We start from the raw sequence: 19462 nt of genomic DNA on the forward strand, positions 1-19462 counted from the left end.
AATTTCAGTCCGCGGAAACAAACCCGGACCGGAGATGCAAATGCCGAAAATGCCGATCGAGACCGCGCCCAGGGACGGCAGCAGCATTGAGGTCTGCTGGACCGACCGCGACGGCCAGGAGAACCAGTCCGTCGCGCGATACCGGTCGATCGAAAGGCTGAAGGCGGCCGGCGGCGACTGGGACGAAGCCGATACCGGCTGGTGGACGTTCATCGATAGCGAAACACAGAAAAGGATTTCACCGCATTCCTGGATTTCGGGCGAGCATGAGGACTGACTTCAGGCGCCTTTTTCGCCCCCTCAGATTTCCTGCTCCGCCACCGCCGGGCCGAACTCGCTCTTCTTCCGCCTCTGAAGCAAGCCACGGATCTCTTCCAGCACCGCATCGGCGGCCGCGAGATGGGCACGGTCGCGCGGACTCAGGCAATGAGGCCGCTGGAGCCTCAGGCGCGCGGTCGCGTAAGTAGCAAGATGGGCGGCGTGGATACGGGAAAGCTCGCGGAACGCTTTCTCGCCGGTGCTTGTGCGGGGCGAAGTCATTGTGGTTCCTTCCTCGGCGAGCCAACGTCCGCTTTCGGACAAAGTTGCGGCGGACCTGGCGGCGTGGTTAAGCAATTGTTACCCGGCCCAGCCGGCGCTAGACGTGGCCCGACTGGCCCGCAGGAAAGCCGGCTTATTGGTCCAGCGGCGCCGCAGGCTGTTTGTCACTTGATATTGGCCCGGCCATTTGCATCATCGCGCCAATGCCAAGGGGTCCGATGCAAGCAGTTTTCGACGGCCACAACGACGTTCTGCTCCGTCTCTGGAAGCGCCGGAAGGAAGGCGCCGATCCGATCGCCGATATGGCAGGGGGCGTGGCGGCCGGCCATATCGACCTGCCGCGCGCCCGCGCGGGCGGCCTGATCGGCGGCCTCTGCGCCATCTACATTCCATCCGGCGCCCTGGTGCTCGACAAGCCCCGAGAAGATGGTCGCTATTCGACCCCACTTTCCGAACCGCTCGAACGGGCGCCGTCGCTGGACATAGCCATCGAGATGGCGGCGATCGCCTTGCAGCTGGAGCGCGCCGGCTCGTGGAACCTTTGCCGGTCCAGCGCCGACATCGATGCGGCGATGGTTGGCGAGAAATTCGCCGCGGTGCTGCACATGGAAGGCTGCGAGGCGATAGGCGAGGACCTCGCCGCGCTGGAAGTGTTTTACGCCGCCGGCCTGCGCTCGCTCGGCCCAGTCTGGAGCCGCAACAACATCTTCGCGCATGGGGTTCCCTTCGCGTACCCGATGAGCCCCGACACCGGGCCGGGCCTGACCGACGCCGGCCGCGCCCTCGTGCGGGAGTGCAATCGCCTCGGCGTGCTGATCGACCTGTCACACATCACCGAAAAAGGTTTTTGGGACGTGGCGAAGCTGAGCGACCAGCCATTGGTCGCGAGCCATTCGAACGCCCATGCGCTCGTTCCCGTCGCCCGCAACCTCACCGACCGGCAGCTCGGCGCCATTCGCGAAAGCAACGGCCTGGTCGGCTTGAATTTCGCCGTCACGATGCTGCGCCCCGACGGCCGCGAAAACGCCGATACGCCGATCAGCGACATGATCCGCCATATCGACTATCTCGTCGAGCATCTCGGCATCGACGGGGTGGCAATCGGTTCGGACTTCGACGGCGCGTTGATCCCGAAGGAAATCGGCGACGCGAGCGGTCTTCAGAACCTCGTTGCCGGACTGAAAAGCGCCGGATATGGTGACGGCGATCTCGCGAAAATATGCCGCGAAAACTGGTTCAGGGTGCTGCGTTCCGCCTGGAAGGAGCACCCGGCGAACTGATCCAAAGACAAAACTCGTCAACAAAAAAACAGGGAACACTTAAAATGATGATGGGAAAGATAAACGGACGCTACCGCGTTCTTCTCGCAGGCGCCGCACTGTCGGCGATGGTTTTCGCAGGCGCGCCTGCTTACGCCGAAACCCCGGCCGACACGCTTGTCGAGGGCTTTGCCATCGACGACATCATCTCCATGGATCCGGGTGAGGCTTTCGAACTCTCGACCGCGGAAATGACCAGCAACACCTACGACCTGCTGGTGCGCCTTGACATGGACGACACCTCAAAGGTCAAGGGCGACCTGGCCGAGAGCTGGACGGTTTCCGACGACGGCCTGACCTATACATTCAAGCTGAAGCCCGGCATGAAATTCGCCTCCGGCAACCCGATCACCGCGGAAGACGTCGCCTATTCGTTCGAGCGCGTCATCAAGCTCGACAAGAGCCCGGCTTTCATCCTGTCGCAATTCGGACTGACCGGCGACAATGTGACGGAAAAAGCCAAGGCGGCCGACGAGACGACCTTCGTCTTCACCGTCGACAAGGCCTATGCGCCAAGCTTCGTGCTCAACTGCCTGACCGCCACGGTCGGCTCGGTGGTCGACAAGAAGCTGGTGCTGGAGCACATCAAGCCGGTGACGCCGAGCGACGACTACAAATACGACAACGACTTCGGCAATGAGTGGCTGAAGACCGGCTATGCCGGCTCCGGCGCCTACAAGTTGCGCGAATGGCGCGCCAATGAAGCCGTCGTGCTCGAGCGCAACGACAATTATCACGGCGAGAAAGCCAAGCTTGCCCGTGTCATCTACCGCCACATGAAGGAGAGCTCCGGTCAGCGTCTCGCGCTCGAGTCGGGCGACATCGACATCGCCCGCAACCTTGAGCCGAACGATCTGGAGGCCGTCTCCAAGAACCCCGACCTCAAGACCACCAGCGCGCCGAAGGGCACCGTCTACTATATCAGCCTGAACCAGAAGAACCCGACACTGGCCAAACCGGAAGTGCGCGAGGCCTTCAAATATCTCGTCGACTACGACGCGATCGGCGAAACGCTGATCAAGGGCATCGGCGAGATCCACCAGACCTTCCTGCCCAAGGGCGTGCTCGGCGAACTCGACGAGAATCCCTTCAAGCTGGACGTCGCCAAAGCCAAGGAATTGCTGGCGAAGGCCGGGCTGGCCGAAGGTTTCTCGGTGACGATGGACGTGCGCAACACGCAGCCGGTGACCGGCATTGCCGAATCCTTCCAGCAGAGCCTGGCTGAGGCCGGCGTGAAGCTGGAAATCATCCCCGGCGACGGCAAGCAGACGTTGACCAAATACCGGGCACGCAACCACGACATGTATATCGGCCAGTGGGGCATGGATTATTTCGATCCGAACTCCAATGCCGAAACCTTTGCCAGCAATCCGGACAATTCGGACGAGGGCAAGGTATCGACGCTCGCCTGGCGCAATGCCTGGGACGTTCCGGAACTGACGGAAAAGACGAAGGCGGCCCTGCTGGAGAAGGATGCGGCCAACCGCGCCGCGGCCTACCAGGAACTGCAGAAAACGGTCCTGGAAACCAGCCCCTTCATCATCATTTTCCAGCAGACCGAGGTTGCCGGCTATCGCGGCAATCTCAAGGACTTCAAGCTCGGGCCGAGCTTCGACACCAATTTCACCTACACGATCTCGAAGGAATAGCTCCAAGAGGCGTGTGGCTTGTCCATGGCTGAAACCAGGACGGAAGCGCGGCGCAGAGGCGCGCGCGCTTCCGCCGTCACGTCGGCGATCGCGCGCTTCCTCGTGATCGCCGTCACGACTTATCTCGGGCTTCTCGCAGTCACCTTCTTCATCGGGCGCGTGATCCCGATCGATCCGGTGCTGGCGATCGTCGGCGACCGCGCGCCGGCCCATGTGGTCGACCGAACGCGCGAGGAGATGGGCCTCAACCTGCCGCTCTACCAACAGTTCTTCATTTATGTGAAAGGCGCGCTGGCCGGGGAGTTCGGCACGTCGGTGCTGACGACCAATCCGGTCATGACGGACATCCGCCGCGCCTTTCCGGCAACGATGGAACTGGCGACGCTCGGCACCATCATCGGCTCCGTGATCGGCGTACCGCTCGGCGTGCTGGCGGCCGTGAAACGCGGCAGCATCATCGACCAGATCGTGCGCGTCATCGGGCTGATCGGTTATTCCGTGCCGATCTTCTGGCTCGGCCTGCTGGCGCTGGTGCTGTTCTACGCCAAACTGGGCTGGGTCGCGTATCCCGGCCGCATCGACATCACATACGAATACACGTTCACCTCGGTGACAGGATTTTTCCTGCTGGATGCGTTGTGGCAGCGGCAGTGGGATGTGTTTCGCGACGTGTTCCGCCACATCATCCTGCCGGCATCGCTGCTCGGCTATTTCTCTCTCGCCTATATCAGCCGCATGACGCGCTCCTTTATGCTCAACGAGCTTAGCCAGGAGTATGTGGCGGCGGCGCGCGCCAAGGGGCTCAGCGAGACCCGCATCATCTGGCGGCACGCGCTGCGCAATGCCGCCGTGCCGCTGGTTACCGTCATCGCGCTTTCCTATGCCGGGCTGCTCGAAGGCTCGGTGCTGACCGAGACGGTGTTTTCATGGCCGGGGCTTGGTCTCTACATCACCAATTCGCTGCAGAATGCCGACATGAACGCGGTGCTGGGCGGCACGATCGTCATCGGCTCGGTGTTCATCGCGCTCAACCTGTTTTCCGACCTGCTCTACCGGACCCTTGATCCAAGGACGCGGGCGCGATGAGCGCGACCGTCCAGACCACCCGAGATTGGCTGCTGACGGAACGGCCGGGGTCGCGCCTGCAGGCAAGGCTAGGCCGCGCTTACAACAGCTGGCAGCGGTTTTCATCCAATCGGCTGGCAGTGATCGGGCTCGGCATCATCCTGCTTCTTCTGTTCGTCGCGGCCTTCGCCGACGCGCTGTCGCCCTACTCGCCCGTGATCGGCGACCTGCGCGGATCGCGGCTGATGCCGGCCAATGCCGAACATTGGCTTGGCACGGACGACCAGGGCCGCGACATCCTTTCGCGCATCATCCATGGATCGCGGCTAACGCTCTATGTGGTGATCCTGGTCGCCATCATCGCTGCGCCCATCGGGCTCCTGGTCGGCACCGTCGCCGGTTATGCCGGCGGCTGGACCGACGCCGTGCTGATGCGCATCACCGACATCTTTCTCGCCTTTCCCAAACTGATCCTGGCGCTGGCCTTCGTTGCAGCGCTCGGGCCCGGCATCGAGAATGCGGTGCTCGCCATCGCCATCACCTCATGGCCGCCATATGCCCGCATTGCGCGCGCGGAAACCATGACGGTGCGCAATTCGGACTACATCGCCGCAGTCCGGCTGATGGGCGCGTCACCAATGCGGATCGTGTTACGGCACATCATGCCGCTCTGTATCTCCTCGTTAATCGTGCGCGTCACGCTCGACATGGCCGGCATCATCCTGACGGCGGCCGGCCTCGGCTTCCTCGGACTTGGCGCGCAGCCACCGCTGCCCGAGTGGGGCGCGATGATCGCGTCGGGCCGGCGCTTCATCCTCGACCAGTGGTGGGTGGCCGCAGCGCCCGGCGCGGCGATCCTGATCGTCAGCCTCGGCTTCAATCTTCTCGGCGACGGCCTGCGCGACGCGCTTGACCCGCGAGGCGGCGATCAGTGAAACCATTGCTCGACGTCGCGGATTTGAGGGTGCGCTTTCCGACCAGAGCCGGGATGATCGAAGCGGTGCGTGGCATCTCCTTCTCGCTCGGACGCGAGCGGCTGGGCATCGTCGGCGAATCCGGCTCGGGAAAGTCCCAGACCGGCCGCGCGATCATGGGGCTGACGCCGCCCAACGCGCTGATTTCGGCGGACAAGCTCGAATTCGACGGCATCGACCTATTGCGCGCGCCCCCGAAATTGCGCCGCGACCTGCGTGGCAACCGCATCGCCATGATCCTGCAGGACCCGAAATATTCGCTGAACCCGGTAATGAGCATAGGCCGGCAGATCGTAGAGACGTTGCGGACGCATGAGGACGTGGGAAAATCGGAGGCGCGCGACCGTGCGCTCGCTATGCTGGAAGCGGTGCAGATCAGGGATGCGCGGCGCGTCTACGACCTTTACCCGCATGAGGTTTCGGGCGGCATGGGCCAGCGCGCCATGATCGCCATGATGCTGGTCGCCGGTCCCGAGTTGCTGATCGCCGACGAGCCGACATCGGCGCTCGACGTGACGGTGCAGCTCGATATCCTCGGCATTCTCGACCGCCTGGTGCGCGAGCGCGGCATGGGGCTGATCTTCATCTCGCACGACCTGCGCCTGGTGTCATCCTTCTGCGACCGCGTCATCGTCATGTACGCCGGCAGGATCGTGGAGGAACTGCCGGCAACGGAACTCGCCAATGCCGAGCATCCCTATACGCGCGGGCTCCTGAACTGCATGCCCGAGATCGGCGCCGGCCGCCACCCGCTGCCTGTGCTCGACCGCCGGCCGGAGTGGGCGTTATGAGCTCCGCCCTGACAATCGACCGGCTCGAGGTCGCCTATGATCATTTCCGCGCGCTGAAGGGCGTCAGCCTCGATGTCGCCGCCGGCGAGTCCTTCGGCCTCGTCGGCGAATCCGGCTCGGGGAAATCGACGCTGCTGCGCGCCGTCGCCGGCCTCGCTCCGGTGACCGGCGGGCAGATCATCGTCAACGGCGCAAAGCTCGGCCACAGGCGCGACAAGGCGTTCTACCGCCAGGTCCAGATGGTGTTCCAGGATCCCTACGGCTCGCTGCATCCGCGCCAGACCGTCGACCGGCTGCTGCTGGAGCCGCTGGTCATCCATGGCTTCAAGGACATCGAGCCGCGCATCATCCGCGCGCTTGACGAGGTGGGCCTGGGCTCCGGCTTCCGCTTCCGCTATTCGCACCAGCTTTCCGGCGGCCAGCGCCAGCGCGTGGCGATCGCCCGCGCGCTGATCCTCGAACCGTCGATCCTGCTTCTCGACGAGCCGACATCGGCGCTCGACGCCTCGGTGCAGGCCGAGGTGCTCAATCTCCTGGAACAGGTGCGCCGCGATCGCCGCCTGACCTTCGTCATGGTCAGCCACGATCTGGCGGTGATCACCCATATGTGCGACCGGCTGATGGTCATGCAGGAAGGTGAGGAGGTCGAACGGCTGTCGGCTCCGGACCTTTCGGCGCGGCGGGTGACCAAGGACTATACGCGCAACCTGCTTGTCGCCAGCGAGGGTTTCAGGCGCACTGCCTAAACGCGGTGATCGCCAATGTCGATTTCAGTCGAACGAAGTAGGAGATTATTTAGTGTCGCTCGAACTCATCAACCCCGATGATCTGCCAACTCCAGAGATGTACACGCAGGTTGTCGTCGCGACTGGATCCAAGCTGGTATTCGTCTCAGGTCAGCAGCCCGAAGACATACACGGCAAGCTCGTTGGGCATGGTGATTTTGCGGCGCAAGCGCGCCTGGCATTCGGCAATCTCGGCCGAGCGCTCAGTGCGGCAGGTGCACGGCCTGAGCAAGTTTGCAAGATCACAATCTACATTGTCGATTATAGGCGCGATGAACACGTTCCGATCATCGAAGAAGCGCAGATTTCGCTGTTTGGAGATCACAAACCAGCGAATGTGGTGGTCGGGGTAGCGATAATGTCCCCAGGCTACCTCATAGAGGTCGACGCGATAGCGGTCATTGACGAGGCCATCAGAAGCTAGCGTCGCTACAATGCCATTTTTCTCTCCGTCAAAAGCCAGTCATTCCACCCGGCGAACGAATAATATCCAAAATGTGGTTTGTAGCAGATAACTAGAACATTCGACTCTGATGGAAATTGCTCCTCACCTGCCTCCTGAGCGAAGTCGAATGGGCGGCACCCTCTCCGGGGGAAGGAAAGCAGGCCCTGCGTTGACTACCCCCTTTAGCCATCCTGAGCTTGTCGAAGGATCGCGGAGAGCGGGTAAGGGTGAGGGGCTTCTTCTGTTTGAGAGCCAAGGCAGCCAGCCCGCGCGCCGCATGAGCCACAGGGAAAACGTTTCATCTGTGGGTTTTGCCTAGCCGCTCGCACATCGGCGTTGCCGCGGTGCTAAGCAGGGCGGCAGATTTCGACCCGAGTCTCGGCTTGCGGCATCACGAGGGCAGTACATGACAGTCGTTACGGGGGCCGGAAAAACCGCATGAAAGTCGGCATCGACATGGGGGTGACGTCCGCCGGGACGCCGGCGACGCTCGACCTCGAGGAATTGCTGGCGACGCGCCTTCTGGTCCAGGGCAACTCCGGCTCCGGCAAATCGCATCTGCTGCGCCGCCTGCTTGAACAGAGCGCACCATGGGTCCAGCAATGCGTCATCGACCCGGAGGGCGACTTCGTCACACTGACGGAAAAGTTCGGCCATGTGGTGGTCGACGCCGCCCGCACCGAGGGCGAGCTCACCCGCATCGCCGCGCGCATCCGCCAGCATCGCGTCTCCGTGGTGCTCAATCTCGAAGGCCTTGATGTCGAGCAGCAGATGCGCGCCGCGGCGGCCTTTCTAGGTGGCCTGTTCGATGCCGAGCGCGACTACTGGTATCCGGTCTTGGTAGTGGTCGACGAGGCGCAGCTTTTCGCACCGGCGGTGGCCGGCGAAGTCAGCGACGACACCCGAAAGCTCTCGCTCGGCGCGATGACCAACCTGATGTGCCGCGGCCGCAAGCGTGGGCTTGCCGGCGTGATCGCCACACAGCGGCTGGCCAAGCTCGCCAAGAACGTCGCGGCGGAAGCCTCGAACTTCCTGATGGGCCGCACCTTCCTCGACATCGACATGGCGCGCGCCGCCGACCTGCTCGGTATGGAGCGGCGTCAGGCGGAGATGTTCCGCGACCTTGGCCGCGGCCATTTCGTAGCGCTCGGCCCGGCGATGTCGCGCAGGCCGCTGCCCATCACCATCGGCACGGTCGAGACCGCGCCGCGCTCGTCAAGCCCGAAGCTGACGCCGCTGCCCGACGCGCCGGAAGATGCGAGCGAACTGATCTTCACGCCCGGCCCCGAGGAACGGCGGCCGATCGTCCGCCGTCCGCCGCCGCCTCCAGTGCCGACCCCGACCGCAGACATTCTTGCTCAGCTGTCGCGCCCAAAACCTCTGGCGGAACCGGCAGCCGAACCACAGTTCCCAGCGATCGACCAGGCCGAGCGCGAGGCGCTGGTGGAAAGCGTGTTGCGCGAAATATTGGAGGACGCCGACGCTTCGTTCCGCTCCGACGCCGTTCTCTATCAGGATTTCCTGGTGCGCTGCCGCATACGCCGCGTGCCGGGCGAACCTCTGACGCTGCCGGTCTTTCGGCGAAGATTCGCCGTCGCCCGCGCCGGCGTCGACCAGAAGACCGCCTCCGGCGAGGCGTGGCAGCAGGCGCTGGCGATGTCGGAGAGCGTTCCCGACGACATACAGGGCGTGTTCCTGCTCGTCGCGCAGGCCGCGATCACCTCCGCCCCCTGCCCTTCCGACGCCGAACTGGCGCGCGCCTATGGCAGCCATTCGGCAAGGCGCGCGCGGCGGCTCCTGACCTATTTCGAGGAACGCGGGCTCCTGGTGCTGCGCACCGATTTTCGCGGCAACCGTGTCGCGGCCTTTCCCGATCTCGGCTGCGAGACCGCGCCCGGCGATCCGAACCGGCCTGACGCCGGTTTGGACGAGCGACTGGCGGCGGAATAGGCCAGCCGAAAATATGCTGAAGAAATTTTTAGAATCGGCTGGAACCTTTTCCGGGCCAGCCGGTTTTAGCGATGCAGCAGGCGTCAGGATCCCCTCCACCAGCCTGTTGCGAGCATAAAAAAGCCGCCTTCCCCCCGAGGCGGCTTTTTTTATGCGCTATCCGATCCTATTCGCACACGACGCGTATGCGGCCGCTCGCCTGAGTGTCATTCCTGCAGACCAGCGGCTTTGCCGGCTCGTTGTTGGCTGCCGGCTTGATGCTGGCTGCCGACTGCGGCGGTGGCGCCGCAGCGGCGCGGCGCGGCCGCGGGCGCGCCTTTGCCGGTGCGGGTTTTATGGGGGCGACCTGCTGCGGCGCGGGTGGCTTGCGCGGAAATTGTGCCGCGGCGGTTTGCACGGGAGCCGGCTGCGACGCTCGCCAACCGGGGAGCCGGAGCTTGAACAGGTTTGGGATCTTGGGCTGCGCAAGCTCCAGCCTGTTGAGTTCGATCGAGCCGTCCGAAGTCCGCGTGCACGCGGCCGCCGCCAGAATGGCGCAGCACGCCAGAACGGAGATTGCCAGCCGCGATGCTGGTTCGAACCGCTTTGCCGGTATTGACGAGGCCACCGATTCCACCGATTGCACCGAGTTCCGGAAGCAGCCCCGCCACCGAATGATTGGTATATGCCGAAAAACTGGTACGCCCAAGGGTAGCCAGTCTCTCCCCTGACATCAATAGGTTAGAATGTCCAACCCCCGCAAGTCCGGGTGTTGATGCGATTGGGCTTCTTCCCCCGTTGTCCAACCGGATTTCCGCTGCGGTGCACTGGCTGCTGTCGACGCCACCGGCCGAACGTGGCCATGTCATCCCTAAACTGAAAAGGCGCTTCGATCTGACCGCCCTGGAGGCGTGTATCGCCTGCCGAGAGGCTGGAAAGCGAACCGCCGCCCCGAGGAACGAGGTCGGGAGCGGCGGCATCACAGGGACAGTTGAAACCTTTGCGGCGGCTTCACGCAAACATATAGCGCGACAAGCCGGTTTCGCAAACATAGCAATCGTGGGGTAAGCCTGACGTGCAAGAATCCCGCAACCATTGCTCGACCCGTGTCTGCTCGGAAGTTCCCGGCGGCGATGGTGGTGCGTTGCGTTCAATCGGCGGTCTTCTCACGATCTTGACCCTGCCGATCGCCTCGACAAGAGGCGCCGATGAAGATCATCAGGCCCGCCGCGGCCGTAGGCAATTCGCGGAATCAAAAAAATACACGGCTCTGGTGTGCCCATTCCACCCGTGTGCCTTGAGACCGGGCAAACCCCGGGAACGGTATCGAACGGCGTGTGGCTGTCATCGGGATGACGACCTGACCAGCGCGCGCCGTGGATGCGCCGAAAAAAGCAGCCGGCGGACAGCGTAGGGACAATGCGCTGCCCCTCTTGCGGGAGGGGAAGGGAAGCCGAGTACGCGGTGCACTGTGCGCCTCCCTCGTCGGGGACTTGAAGGAAGGCCAAGGGCCATACCTCAAGGCGGAAAGGGCGGAGCTATGGAAGGGACGCCTGAAATGAGCGACATAACAAGCCTACGATCAATCAAGCCCGCCGCTGCCGAACCTGCGCCCGTTCGCATGGCCGGATATTTCGAGCCGGACCGTCAGGCGGAGAAGCCAATAGAGAGCGACAGCGATTACGATCATGACGCCAAGAGCCGCTGCCGAAGCCGCCCAGGTTCTTTCTGCGATCAGGAAAAAGAACGGCGGCAAGATCATCAACCAAGCGATAAGAACGGCAGCATAGAAGAACACGCCGCGGATTGCCTCCCAGAGGATCCATTCGATGCCTTCGAGACTGGATCGAACTTCGTCCTTATCGGTCACGTAGGGCAGCGTCTCGCAGGCCTCCTCAAAGGCGGCATGATAGTCCCGGCCCGTAAACGCCATGGCGCAGCACTCCCGCTTAGCTCGGCACTGCAAGCTATTGCTGTAAACGATCGACCACAACAGCCGGGAGAGTTGGGAGGCGCCGCATGAGCACGCTCATCATCATCGCCGCAGCGTCGGCGCCGGTTTTGTTGTCGGCGACTGGCGTGCTGTGGCCAGACATGCCCGCCTCCTCGAACAGATCATCCGAGATGACGACGCCGACCGCATCGAGCGCGAGACCTATCACCGAGCATCGTCGCCCCGGTGCCAGGCCGGGAGGAAGCATGACGGGGTGGCTATCTGCGAGGGCGAGCCCGAGATTTTCCACGCCTGGAGCAAATTGGGCTCTTGGCGATGTGTTGAAGCTCGGGGCCGCGGGCACGGTCATGAGGAACGACAGGCCGATTGCACGTCAGGCAGCGGTAGGCGACGTGCCGCCCGAGGTAAACCGCGTCGCGGGCTCTGCAGGTCAGGTAATCATTTGCTGCTGGAGACCAGCGGAGCGCTTCAAGCATCTTCGGCACGGGAATCACCTCCAATGTGCCGGGCTACTGTTGTCGATTGCTCAAATGCTGCCAAGACGCTCATCTGCCCATAAGGAGTGCGGGGCACATCCCATCCCCGACCTGCTCCATGTGGCCACCCGTGCCGCTTCTCCACTCGCATTGAGTGTTGCCGGTCGGGGGATGTTAGGGCTGTTTGGCCAGTAGACGGGGGTCTGCCGCGCCAAAACTTTCGAGAACGGGAAAGGACCCACGCAATGACGGTCATGCCAAATCCTGATGTCAATGCTGGCGAGACTGCCACTGAAGGAGACCAAGTAAATCCTTCTCGTGATTTGAGAACCGTCCAGATGGGCTGGCGAACCCCGGGGCAAACGCTGCTTTCGGCTGCCCGCATCGAAGCAGAAGCGGCTCAAGCGTCTCCTGCCAAGGCATTCGCGGCCCGCATGTTCGCCCAAGGCCTTTCGGAGCAGGTCGTCTAATCGCTCGGCCGTCAAGGGGGTGAGTGCAAGGCAGTCGTCCTTTCTGTTCATGCTCGTTCGTTCGTATGCCGGGTACAGGGTCGTCTACGCGGTCGATGCAAAGATCGCCGCAGGATGAGTTTCGCAGGTGAGATCTTCCTATGTTCGTTGCGCAATCTGCTTAACGAAGCAGTTGCTTCCCGCTTCGCGGAATGATCTCAGCCACGTCCCGGCAGGGACGGCTCGGTGCGTCCTGTAAGAACGCTATTGGTTGAATGGCCTGAAGAAAATCGTCGTGGTCGAGCGTCTGCAGGATCAGGCGGCGGGCGTTCCTCCGTGCGGATCGAACAGCTCGCCCGTCCGGAGCATCGCATGCATGATCACTGCCAGCTTGCGCGCCAGGGCCACGGCGGCTCGTTTGAAGCCGAGCCGTTCTTTGAGCTCCAACGCCCAGGTTCGCAGGGTGCTGGTATCCGTCGACCGGTTCAGGATGACCGCGGCCGCTTCGTATAGCAGTCCGCGCAACTGATTGTCGCCACGGCGCGAGATATGGCCGTCATTATCGACTTCGCCGGACTGGTAGCGTCTCGGGGTCAGGCCTACCCATGCGCCCACGGCGCGCGAGTTTCTGAAGTTCGCCGGATCCTCCACGGCCGCGGCAAAGGCGGTGGCTGTGACGGTGCCGACACCGGGCACCGACATGAGCAGACGGCAGTGCTGGTCTTCACGAGCCATCGCGGCCAGTTGCTTGCTCAGCTCTGCTATCTGATATCGGATATTGCTCCATGCCCGAAGCATTGGCACGACGATGCGCGCCAGCTTTGCTTCGCCCTGCAGAAGATCGTGAACGTTGCGCTCGAACACGCTGCCGGCACCCTTGGGCACAACAAGGCCGAACGTCTTCATCAATCCGCGGATTTGGTTGGATATCTGCAAACGCATCTTGAGAAGCTGGCGCCGCGCGGTGATCAGCGTGCGGATCAGCATGCTATCGAAACCTTTGACCCGAACCTCTCGGTAGAAGCCGACCTCGGCCAGATGTGCCAGGCCATCGGCATCGTTCGCATCGGTCTTGTTCGCGGCCATGTCGAGCGCGGCCTTGGCATGCCGCGCGTCGATGCAGATCACCGGCAGCCCCTCTGCCATCAGCGCATGGTAGAACCACACCGACAGCGGCCCCGTCTCGAATACCACCCGCCGCACATCGGGTGCGCGCTTGCGGATCAGCGCCGCGAGCAGTTGCGGGTCGGACGCGCACTTGCCCCGCCAAATCCTCTTGCCGTCCTGCCGGATCGATATTGCCGTCTCTTTCATGGATACGTCGAGACCGATATACTGCTCCATGGCTGTCCTCCGTTCGATGCCTGGGCCCGGTGTCCATCGTGAGCCCGTTCTTCATCCTATCGGGGGACAGCCAGCCGGCTAGAGCTCCGAACATCGCCGCCACAGCTTTGGTGGCCACCGCTCCCGCGATTACGTCATGTTCGTTGTGAGGTGCCTGCTGCACTGCAATCATTCGGGGCAGGAGGAGAGTTGGTCCCGGCCGACGCAGGGCAAGGGTCCGGCGCACTGGCGTTGAAAAACACGGTCGACAACCCGGACTATGTCGCAGCCGACGCCAGCCGCAATCGGCTGGAACTGGCCAGTCGCGCAGGGGTACTCGAAACCGCGCTCGATGCGGCCGACACAATCAACGCACAAAATAGCCTCGAGAAGATGTTAGCCCATCAGATGGCTGCTGTTCACCGTTCGGCTATGGTGCTTGCGGCACAATCTGACCGACGTTTGGAGCGGCTTGCCCGCTCAAACCTCAGCTACCCGGACATAGATTTGAAGACAGTCGAAGCCGCCACAAGGCTCGCAGGAGCTGTGGCCCGCTCAACCTTGGCCTTCCAGCAGGGACTGCTCACGCTCCATAAGATCAGAAACGGGGGTTCCCAGCGGATTGTGGTGCAGCATGTCACGGTTTCCCCCGGTGGTCAGGCCGTGGTCGCCGGCGAGATGAAGACAGGGGGTGGGGGTAGCCGGCGCAACCGGGAGGGGGTTGCCAAAAATGGCCGATGAACCTCAGGCACCCGGAAACCCTCGGTGGCGTGAGCATCTTGAGCTTGCAAATGCCGCCACTCGCTGCGGAGCCAGGCGGCGGGACGGCGGTTCATGCCTGTCCCCAGCCATGCCGAATGGACGCTGCCGAATGCACGGGGGTAAGAGCACCGGACCAAGAACGGCGGAGGGGCTCGAGAGATCCCGCAAGGCAAACTGGCGGCACGGATACTACGCTGCGGAAGCGAAGCTCGAACGGATGCAGGCGCGGATCGAGATGGCCGCACTCCGGAAGCTGCTGAAGCTCTGAAGGATTTCGCCGGGGTGAGGCGCAGACAAGGCAAGCCATTCCGCCCTCCAAGCCGCGGATGGCCGCTTTGCGCCCCAGTATCGGTCGTACAGCTCTCGTATGCCTACTCCGAAAAGCGGACATCAAGTTCGTAAAGGTGAGAATGAAAGAACAACTTCTCCGTCGGCGCTGCTACGCAACATGTCGGATGCTGCTCCAGCGTATTAGCCGCAGAACGATGTCGAGGACGAAACAGTGCCCTCCTTGGAATGAACATGAGGAATGACCCCACCTAGTCTAGAGCAAATGCAGTTGAGCGCTCCGTGGGGGGGCCGAGCGAACGCTGTAAAATTCCTCAAGACATCCGATGAACTCGCTCCGCCCTCCATAGCTAGGATGGCGAACGGCAGTAGCCTCAAGTCCAAGATCAGCCAAAGCAGCCTGAGCATCACGCCCGATTGCAACAAGGTGTTTCGGACGCAAAGCATCAACTAGCGCTTCTAAAATAGGTTTGCATGCCAGACGCTCGTTGCGGGTATGACACCGATTTGTCATCGGTTCATTGGCCCCATGTGGATGAAATGGAAAGACGTTCCAGAGAAAGATCGGCTGCTTAATTGAACGCAGCATCTGCCATACAACGCTCGCGGTGCGTTCTGCTACGGGTGGGCCCTTGGTGGCCCTCCTCAGCGGTTCAGTTCCGAGAAGTTCTGCATGCCAATCGAGATGCGCCTCGTCGGTCAACGCGAGACCTGTTCGGCGGCCACCACGATACCCGAGATCTCTAGCAATCCAGAAGGAATGAACCCCTCTCTCAATTGCTGCTTTCAAGACGGCTTCGAGGTTCCGCCGCCGGACTGCTGGCGCATCCTCCGCGTCAAACTCTGGACATGCATCGGCATACGGATTGAACGTATTGGCAAAATGGTAGGAAGCGAGTTCTTCGACAAAGGCACCTGGTTTCATGGCGCAAGCTCCTGCACAATCATATCACGCTTGTCCAGATCAAGGATGAGGCGTCCGCGTCGGTGCTCGCGCAAAAATCGATAGGCGGCGTTACCTTTCAGGATCGCTTCCTCCCAAAGCCACAGCGGACATTTTTCCGCCTCGAACCCCTGAACGAAACTCCGAACAGTCTTCAGCAGATTGAAGTCCACCTCGGTGCGTCCCTCAAAGAACTGATGTTCCTTGGCTCTCGCGAAGACGTAGGCCGCGACGCCCTCTTCCAGAATGATCGCGCGCGCACCGTCCTCGCCATCGTCGACCTTGGTCTTGCTCTTTCTTTTCAGTTTCAGCAGAGCGCGAGTCACGGGCGACCAACCGAGTATGGCCGCATAGGCATAGTGAAAGGCGTCATGAAATCTGTAAAAGTCTTCCACGACGCTATTATCGGTAAGGCGGTCACCGATATTGACGCCGTTGCACCGCTGATAGACGTATTGCTTCGGGCCAGAATAGCGCTCGAAGATCTCAATCTCGATATTCCGAGGAAGCTGTTCTTCGGGAGGAAACTCAAGATCGAACAGGGGAGGCGGGGTGCGATCCGTTGGCCAACGGTCCTGCGCCTTCCACAGATTGTGAGCAGCCGCTTCGCCCAGTATCACGCCTGCCTCGTTGGCAGCATGCACCAGATTGCGGAAGATAATTCTCAGCTTTTCCGCAAAAGCGGCTGGATCGGCACCTGAAAGAGCTTGACCCTCGCTATCGGCGAGATTGCCGACGGAGTTCGCCAATTTCAAAAGTGTTCGTGCGAATTCCGTCGTCGGAGCAGCGAGGTTGAGCGTTTGTTGCGGTTGCAGATTGACGAAGAGAAGTGCCTCGTTTGAGCCGTGCCCAAATTCGTCTGCAATATCCGCAAGCCGGATATTTGCGTGGGCTGCAATGACGGCCAAATACCAGAGTGCGTCACCAAACTCCTCGATGACGCCGCTTTCGTACGAGTCGTAAGCCTTCGAGTCCCGCTGCTTCTTTTTTACTTCACTAAGGAGGCTGCCGGTTTCACCAAACAGCCCTAGAATTGGCAAGCTCAAATTTCCGGATTTCAGGCGTGTTCGATCTGTCCTGACCGCCAAATTTTGATATTCGTTTAGTGATAAAGACGATCCATCCATCGCGAATCCCCCGCGGGAGAAGATTGCCAGATGATCGTGGCGTAAGGAATCGCAGAGACTGAACTTAGGCGTGCTGTTGCTTTCCAGTCACACGTAATGGAGCAACGCACTCGGTCAATCAAAGTGCCGTATCCGGCACCGGCAAAGCGGTTAAGCGTCACCAATCCCCAGGTTCACCTACATACCCACGCTCGAGCAACGTTGCCAGCCAAGCCTCGATGGTGACCCGCTGCTCGTCTGAAAACCGGCATTTGTGGCCTGGACCTTTTTTGATCAAAAAACGCACGTCTTCCGGGATGACGGGAGCCGACTTCCCGAAATATGCGAAGTCGGTCGCAAGCATGACCTTTTCCGTCGTGCCGGTATCGCGTTCCCGATTTGCCACACTCAGACTGCCGTCGTCCTCGCTATGAAAAGAGTCGATCTGCTGGAATATGCCGTCGCCACCGGTATGGTAGATGTTGTCGCCATAGCGATGCATCATGCTGCCGTTCATGTTTGGCTTTTTGCGTATGAAGCGCGGGTCTGACCAATAGCCGTCGAACGAGGTGATTTCCGATATTCGCATCCAGTAGACGAGGCGGTCAGTAGCCTGCAGGTCTGCCGAGCCTGTTCCGATTATGAGGTCGCCTGCGCTGGCAAACTTTCGGATTATCGGCTTGCAGTTTGCTAGCGTACATACTCCCCAGAACGGGTTCGGAGCAAAGCCAAGGTCATGTTCGACGACATAGGAGTAGATTCGGCTCACGGCTCAGCACTTATTGCGTTTGGTGCGAGGTTTTGGCCTCTTCTCCCCGCCGCGCTGTTCCCAGATTTCCGTCTCGCCCTTCAGCGTCGGCGTCAAGGCGTCGGAACCGCTGTCAACTGTGGTGGCGTATTTTCCGATCGATTCAGGGACACCGCCTGTCCCGCCCTCGTCCGCGCGCAACCAAATCGCCACGACCCGAATGCCAGCGCCGGCAAAAGCCATCGTCCGAGCGTCAATGATACCGACGTCTTCTGGCGCGGCTGGGAGCCCGACAACGCCGATGTCAGTGTGCGGGTCGACCGAGGAAACATCATCCGGAACATCGTATCGTGGATCGTATCCTGCTGCTTGCAAGATCACCTCGATTGTTTCGAGATCGTCGCTATTGAGGTGTCCATTGAAAACATATGCGTCGGCCATTCACGATCCTCCTAAAGCCTTGAAAGCCAAGCTCGCAACCAGGCCGGAGACCGCAGCCACTGCAAACGCGCCAGCAAGTGACAGTATACCGACGGCGTACGAAATGCGCCGCTCGATTTGATCCATCCTTTTGTTGATCGAGTTAAGCGATGCGGTCTCCGTCGGGAGTAACCCCATCAGTGTCGTGTCGATTTCCCGAAATCCGGGTTTTTTCCGGGCATACTTTTCCGTTGCGCCATCGAGACGCGCGAACCAGATCAAGAATGCGTCCTGGTCGCAACGCACCGTCACTGTCTGCGGTCCCGCGTTGAAGATAGCGAACAGAAGCTTTCCCTTGTACCCCGGATCAACGTGAAACCCGCTTACATTCACGAGGCCGCTGTTTTTTAGCGTACTCTTCATGTTGATGAAGCCGAGCAAGTTATGCGGGAGTGTTACGAACTCTCGCGTGGTCAGATAGGCGAACTGCCCGGGCGGGATCAAGACGGCCGCCTTGTGCTCAAGACGTTGAACTAGGCCCGGCTTGCGGGTGTCTCGACCTTCAGGGCTAACGAACGCCTCATCACCAATCCGTAGAGTATAGGCAGCGCCATCAACCCGCGCCGGATCGAATGGTGTAATCCAGTCGCCACCTTGAGCGGCAAGGAGGTCACCCGATAGAAACATTTATGTCTCCTGGCCGTAAACCTGCCTACGCGCCAGCTGCCAGCGACGTTCGTCTACCAGGGCGTCGAGATCGAAACCAGTGGCCACCGCGCTGCAGATGATCCACTCTGAGAGCGCGGCATTTGCAGCAAGAGCGATCGAACGGAATTCCTCAAGATGATCGATTTTTTCGCATGCGTCGGCGAAACGTCCAGCATGGTCTGTGAAGGAAAGGTCTGAGGGTGCCTCGACGATCGGCTGTCCGACTTCTACGTCCGGCAACGCTTGATTAAGCGCATTCGCAGCGCTCAGAACAACGAGGAAAGCGTCGACAAGCGTTTCCTTTCTGGTTTTGACTTCGGCATCACCTCGGGCAAACCGTCCCGCATATTTCGCGAAATGCAACCCGTAATGCTTGAGGCGTTCCGAGCGCGATAGCGACAAAATATCGAAGTGATTGTGCAAATCGTGCTCATACTGTGCCCGCTGACGAGCCCGCATCGAAATGCGGGGCGCCTTCGGACTTGCCTTTCGATGCTTAGCTGTGACTGACGCCATCGTTGTAGCCCGCCTCCGCTTGCTCAAGTTGCTCATATGCAAGTATGCCGGCCATTAACATGGCCTGGATGGGCTCGATCTCCGCGGAAACGGCTTTAGTCACTTCGCCGGCGTCAATTTCAAAACGCTTGGCAAGCCGGAGAGCCTTTTCTTCTTCTCCCTCAATGCATCCGATAACGATACGTTGGCCCAGAAAGTCGACTTCGATCTGCCCGATATCCTCAAAGGCTGGATGCTTCGCGTCGTTCATAGGATCACTCCTTTGTCGTTGT

At 61.1% G+C, this 19462-nt stretch carries 23 protein-coding genes; 12 read left to right on the forward strand and 11 right to left on the reverse strand.

Going from position 1 to position 19462, the window contains the following annotated elements; all coding sequences use genetic code 11:
- The first annotated feature begins 40 nt into the window (after positions 1 to 40).
- Positions 41 to 277, forward strand: coding sequence for a hypothetical protein (locus tag ACG873_RS21475; protein WP_394887440.1), 237 nt, complete (start codon positions 41 to 43; stop codon positions 275 to 277).
- A 23-nt stretch (positions 278 to 300) separates the two neighbouring features.
- On the opposite strand, the gene ACG873_RS21480 is transcribed toward ACG873_RS21475, so the two are convergent.
- A complete protein-coding gene (locus ACG873_RS21480; RefSeq protein ID WP_394887442.1) occupies positions 301 to 540 on the reverse strand; it encodes a hypothetical protein in 240 nt (79 codons plus the stop codon).
- A 218-nt stretch (positions 541 to 758) separates the two neighbouring features.
- On the opposite strand from ACG873_RS21480, the gene ACG873_RS21485 reads away from it, so the two are divergent.
- From ACG873_RS21485 to ACG873_RS21520, 8 genes are all read left to right on the forward strand, one after another.
- Entirely contained in the window at positions 759 to 1820 is a 1062-nt protein-coding gene (locus ACG873_RS21485; RefSeq protein ID WP_394887444.1) for a dipeptidase, read from the forward strand.
- 47 nt (positions 1821 to 1867) lie between these two features.
- Positions 1868 to 3508 (forward strand): ABC transporter substrate-binding protein, encoded by a 1641-nt coding sequence (locus tag ACG873_RS21490; RefSeq protein ID WP_394893641.1) that lies wholly within the window; start codon positions 1868 to 1870, stop codon positions 3506 to 3508.
- A gap of 24 nt (positions 3509 to 3532) precedes the next feature.
- A complete protein-coding gene (locus ACG873_RS21495) occupies positions 3533 to 4594 on the forward strand; it encodes an ABC transporter permease (protein WP_394887446.1) in 1062 nt (353 codons plus the stop codon).
- Positions 4591 to 5508 carry a nickel transporter permease gene (gene nikC, locus ACG873_RS21500; protein ID WP_394887448.1) on the forward strand — a complete coding sequence of 306 codons (918 nt, stop codon included), beginning with the start codon at positions 4591 to 4593 and terminating at the stop codon, positions 5506 to 5508. The genes ACG873_RS21495 and nikC overlap by 4 nt, the downstream gene beginning before the upstream one ends.
- Positions 5505 to 6338, forward strand: coding sequence for an ABC transporter ATP-binding protein (locus ACG873_RS21505; protein WP_394887450.1), 834 nt, complete (start codon positions 5505 to 5507; stop codon positions 6336 to 6338). Before nikC ends, ACG873_RS21505 begins: the two co-directional genes overlap by 4 nt.
- Entirely contained in the window at positions 6335 to 7084 is a 750-nt protein-coding gene (locus tag ACG873_RS21510; protein ID WP_394887452.1) for an ABC transporter ATP-binding protein, read from the forward strand. Before ACG873_RS21505 ends, ACG873_RS21510 begins: the two co-directional genes overlap by 4 nt.
- 52 nt (positions 7085 to 7136) lie before the next feature.
- Positions 7137 to 7547, forward strand: coding sequence for a RidA family protein (locus tag ACG873_RS21515; RefSeq protein WP_394887453.1), 411 nt, complete (start codon positions 7137 to 7139; stop codon positions 7545 to 7547).
- 459 nt (positions 7548 to 8006) lie between these two features.
- Entirely contained in the window at positions 8007 to 9518 is a 1512-nt protein-coding gene (locus ACG873_RS21520; protein ID WP_394887455.1) for an ATP-binding protein, read from the forward strand.
- 1561 nt (positions 9519 to 11079) lie between these two features.
- Here the strand turns inward: ACG873_RS21520 and ACG873_RS21525 are convergent.
- Together ACG873_RS21525 and ACG873_RS21530 are read right to left on the reverse strand one after the other, a co-directional pair.
- Positions 11080 to 11430, reverse strand: a complete 351-nt coding sequence (locus ACG873_RS21525; protein ID WP_394887457.1) for a hypothetical protein — start codon at positions 11428 to 11430, stop codon at positions 11080 to 11082.
- A 34-nt stretch (positions 11431 to 11464) separates the two neighbouring features.
- Complete coding sequence (locus tag ACG873_RS21530; RefSeq protein WP_394887459.1) at positions 11465 to 11800, reverse strand: hypothetical protein; 336 nt, start codon at positions 11798 to 11800, stop codon at positions 11465 to 11467.
- A gap of 372 nt (positions 11801 to 12172) precedes the next feature.
- Between ACG873_RS21530 and ACG873_RS21535 the strand changes: the two genes are divergently transcribed.
- Entirely contained in the window at positions 12173 to 12397 is a 225-nt protein-coding gene (locus ACG873_RS21535; RefSeq protein ID WP_394887461.1) for a hypothetical protein, read from the forward strand.
- A gap of 294 nt (positions 12398 to 12691) precedes the next feature.
- Here ACG873_RS21535 and ACG873_RS21540 read toward each other — a convergent pair whose 3' ends face one another.
- On the reverse strand, positions 12692 to 13720 hold the full coding sequence (locus tag ACG873_RS21540; RefSeq protein WP_394885887.1) for an IS110 family transposase: 1029 nt from the start codon (positions 13718 to 13720) through the stop codon (positions 12692 to 12694).
- A gap of 189 nt (positions 13721 to 13909) precedes the next feature.
- On the opposite strand from ACG873_RS21540, the gene ACG873_RS21545 reads away from it, so the two are divergent.
- Positions 13910 to 14440 carry a hypothetical protein gene (locus ACG873_RS21545; protein WP_394887463.1) on the forward strand — a complete coding sequence of 177 codons (531 nt, stop codon included), beginning with the start codon at positions 13910 to 13912 and terminating at the stop codon, positions 14438 to 14440.
- Between the two features lie 130 nt (positions 14441 to 14570).
- The gene (locus ACG873_RS21550) at positions 14571 to 14729 is read left to right on the forward strand and encodes a hypothetical protein (protein ID WP_394893820.1); all 159 of its coding nucleotides are present in this window, start codon (positions 14571 to 14573) and stop codon (positions 14727 to 14729) included.
- 276 nt (positions 14730 to 15005) lie between these two features.
- On the opposite strand, the gene ACG873_RS21555 is transcribed toward ACG873_RS21550, so the two are convergent.
- The 7 genes from ACG873_RS21555 to zapA form a co-directional block, all read right to left on the reverse strand.
- Complete coding sequence (locus ACG873_RS21555) at positions 15006 to 15674, reverse strand: uracil-DNA glycosylase (RefSeq protein ID WP_394887465.1); 669 nt, start codon at positions 15672 to 15674, stop codon at positions 15006 to 15008.
- Positions 15671 to 16819, reverse strand: a complete 1149-nt coding sequence (locus ACG873_RS21560; RefSeq protein ID WP_394887467.1) for a nucleoside triphosphate pyrophosphohydrolase family protein — start codon at positions 16817 to 16819, stop codon at positions 15671 to 15673. The genes ACG873_RS21555 and ACG873_RS21560 overlap by 4 nt, the downstream gene beginning before the upstream one ends.
- A 157-nt stretch (positions 16820 to 16976) precedes the next feature.
- Positions 16977 to 17567, reverse strand: coding sequence for a hypothetical protein (locus tag ACG873_RS21565; RefSeq protein WP_394887469.1), 591 nt, complete (start codon positions 17565 to 17567; stop codon positions 16977 to 16979).
- A gap of 3 nt (positions 17568 to 17570) precedes the next feature.
- Positions 17571 to 17987, reverse strand: coding sequence for a hypothetical protein (locus tag ACG873_RS21570; protein ID WP_394887471.1), 417 nt, complete (start codon positions 17985 to 17987; stop codon positions 17571 to 17573).
- On the reverse strand, positions 17988 to 18653 hold the full coding sequence (locus ACG873_RS21575; RefSeq protein WP_394887473.1) for a dCTP deaminase: 666 nt from the start codon (positions 18651 to 18653) through the stop codon (positions 17988 to 17990). It abuts the gene before it with no gap.
- The gene (locus ACG873_RS21580) at positions 18654 to 19190 is read right to left on the reverse strand and encodes a hypothetical protein (protein WP_394887475.1); all 537 of its coding nucleotides are present in this window, start codon (positions 19188 to 19190) and stop codon (positions 18654 to 18656) included.
- Complete coding sequence (zapA, locus tag ACG873_RS21585) at positions 19171 to 19440, reverse strand: cell division protein ZapA (protein WP_394887477.1); 270 nt, start codon at positions 19438 to 19440, stop codon at positions 19171 to 19173. Before zapA ends, ACG873_RS21580 begins: the two co-directional genes overlap by 20 nt.
- Positions 19441 to 19462: the final 22 nt, after the last annotated feature.

The organism is Allomesorhizobium aridi, from assembly GCF_043769475.1.
Lineage (GTDB): Bacteria > Pseudomonadota > Alphaproteobacteria > Rhizobiales > Rhizobiaceae > Allomesorhizobium.

Excerpts from the sequence above, each read along its gene's own strand:
- ACG873_RS21475 (WP_394887440.1), top strand. The coding sequence starts at position 41 with ATGCCGAAAATGCCGATCGAGACCGCGCCCAGGGACGGCAGCAGCATT.
- ACG873_RS21510 (WP_394887452.1), top strand. The coding sequence starts at position 6,335 with ATGAGCTCCGCCCTGACAATCGACCGGCTCGAGGTCGCCTATGATCAT.
- ACG873_RS21580 (WP_394887475.1), bottom strand. The coding sequence starts at position 19,190 with ATGGCGTCAGTCACAGCTAAGCATCGAAAGGCAAGTCCGAAGGCGCCC.
- ACG873_RS21490 (WP_394893641.1), top strand. The coding sequence starts at position 1,868 with ATGATGGGAAAGATAAACGGACGCTACCGCGTTCTTCTCGCAGGCGCC.
- ACG873_RS21485 (WP_394887444.1), top strand. The coding sequence starts at position 759 with ATGCAAGCAGTTTTCGACGGCCACAACGACGTTCTGCTCCGTCTCTGG.
- ACG873_RS21570 (WP_394887471.1), bottom strand. The coding sequence starts at position 17,987 with ATGGCCGACGCATATGTTTTCAATGGACACCTCAATAGCGACGATCTC.
- ACG873_RS21525 (WP_394887457.1), bottom strand. The coding sequence starts at position 11,430 with ATGGCGTTTACGGGCCGGGACTATCATGCCGCCTTTGAGGAGGCCTGC.
- zapA (WP_394887477.1), bottom strand. The coding sequence starts at position 19,440 with ATGAACGACGCGAAGCATCCAGCCTTTGAGGATATCGGGCAGATCGAA.
- ACG873_RS21495 (WP_394887446.1), top strand. The coding sequence starts at position 3,533 with ATGGCTGAAACCAGGACGGAAGCGCGGCGCAGAGGCGCGCGCGCTTCC.
- ACG873_RS21555 (WP_394887465.1), bottom strand. The coding sequence starts at position 15,674 with ATGAAACCAGGTGCCTTTGTCGAAGAACTCGCTTCCTACCATTTTGCC.
- nikC (WP_394887448.1), top strand. The coding sequence starts at position 4,591 with ATGAGCGCGACCGTCCAGACCACCCGAGATTGGCTGCTGACGGAACGG.
- ACG873_RS21535 (WP_394887461.1), top strand. The coding sequence starts at position 12,173 with ATGACGGTCATGCCAAATCCTGATGTCAATGCTGGCGAGACTGCCACT.
- ACG873_RS21520 (WP_394887455.1), top strand. The coding sequence starts at position 8,007 with ATGAAAGTCGGCATCGACATGGGGGTGACGTCCGCCGGGACGCCGGCG.
- ACG873_RS21560 (WP_394887467.1), bottom strand. The coding sequence starts at position 16,819 with ATGGATGGATCGTCTTTATCACTAAACGAATATCAAAATTTGGCGGTC.
- ACG873_RS21575 (WP_394887473.1), bottom strand. The coding sequence starts at position 18,653 with ATGTTTCTATCGGGTGACCTCCTTGCCGCTCAAGGTGGCGACTGGATT.
- ACG873_RS21530 (WP_394887459.1), bottom strand. The coding sequence starts at position 11,800 with ATGACCGTGCCCGCGGCCCCGAGCTTCAACACATCGCCAAGAGCCCAA.
- ACG873_RS21550 (WP_394893820.1), top strand. The coding sequence starts at position 14,571 with ATGCACGGGGGTAAGAGCACCGGACCAAGAACGGCGGAGGGGCTCGAG.
- ACG873_RS21540 (WP_394885887.1), bottom strand. The coding sequence starts at position 13,720 with ATGGAGCAGTATATCGGTCTCGACGTATCCATGAAAGAGACGGCAATA.
- ACG873_RS21480 (WP_394887442.1), bottom strand. The coding sequence starts at position 540 with ATGACTTCGCCCCGCACAAGCACCGGCGAGAAAGCGTTCCGCGAGCTT.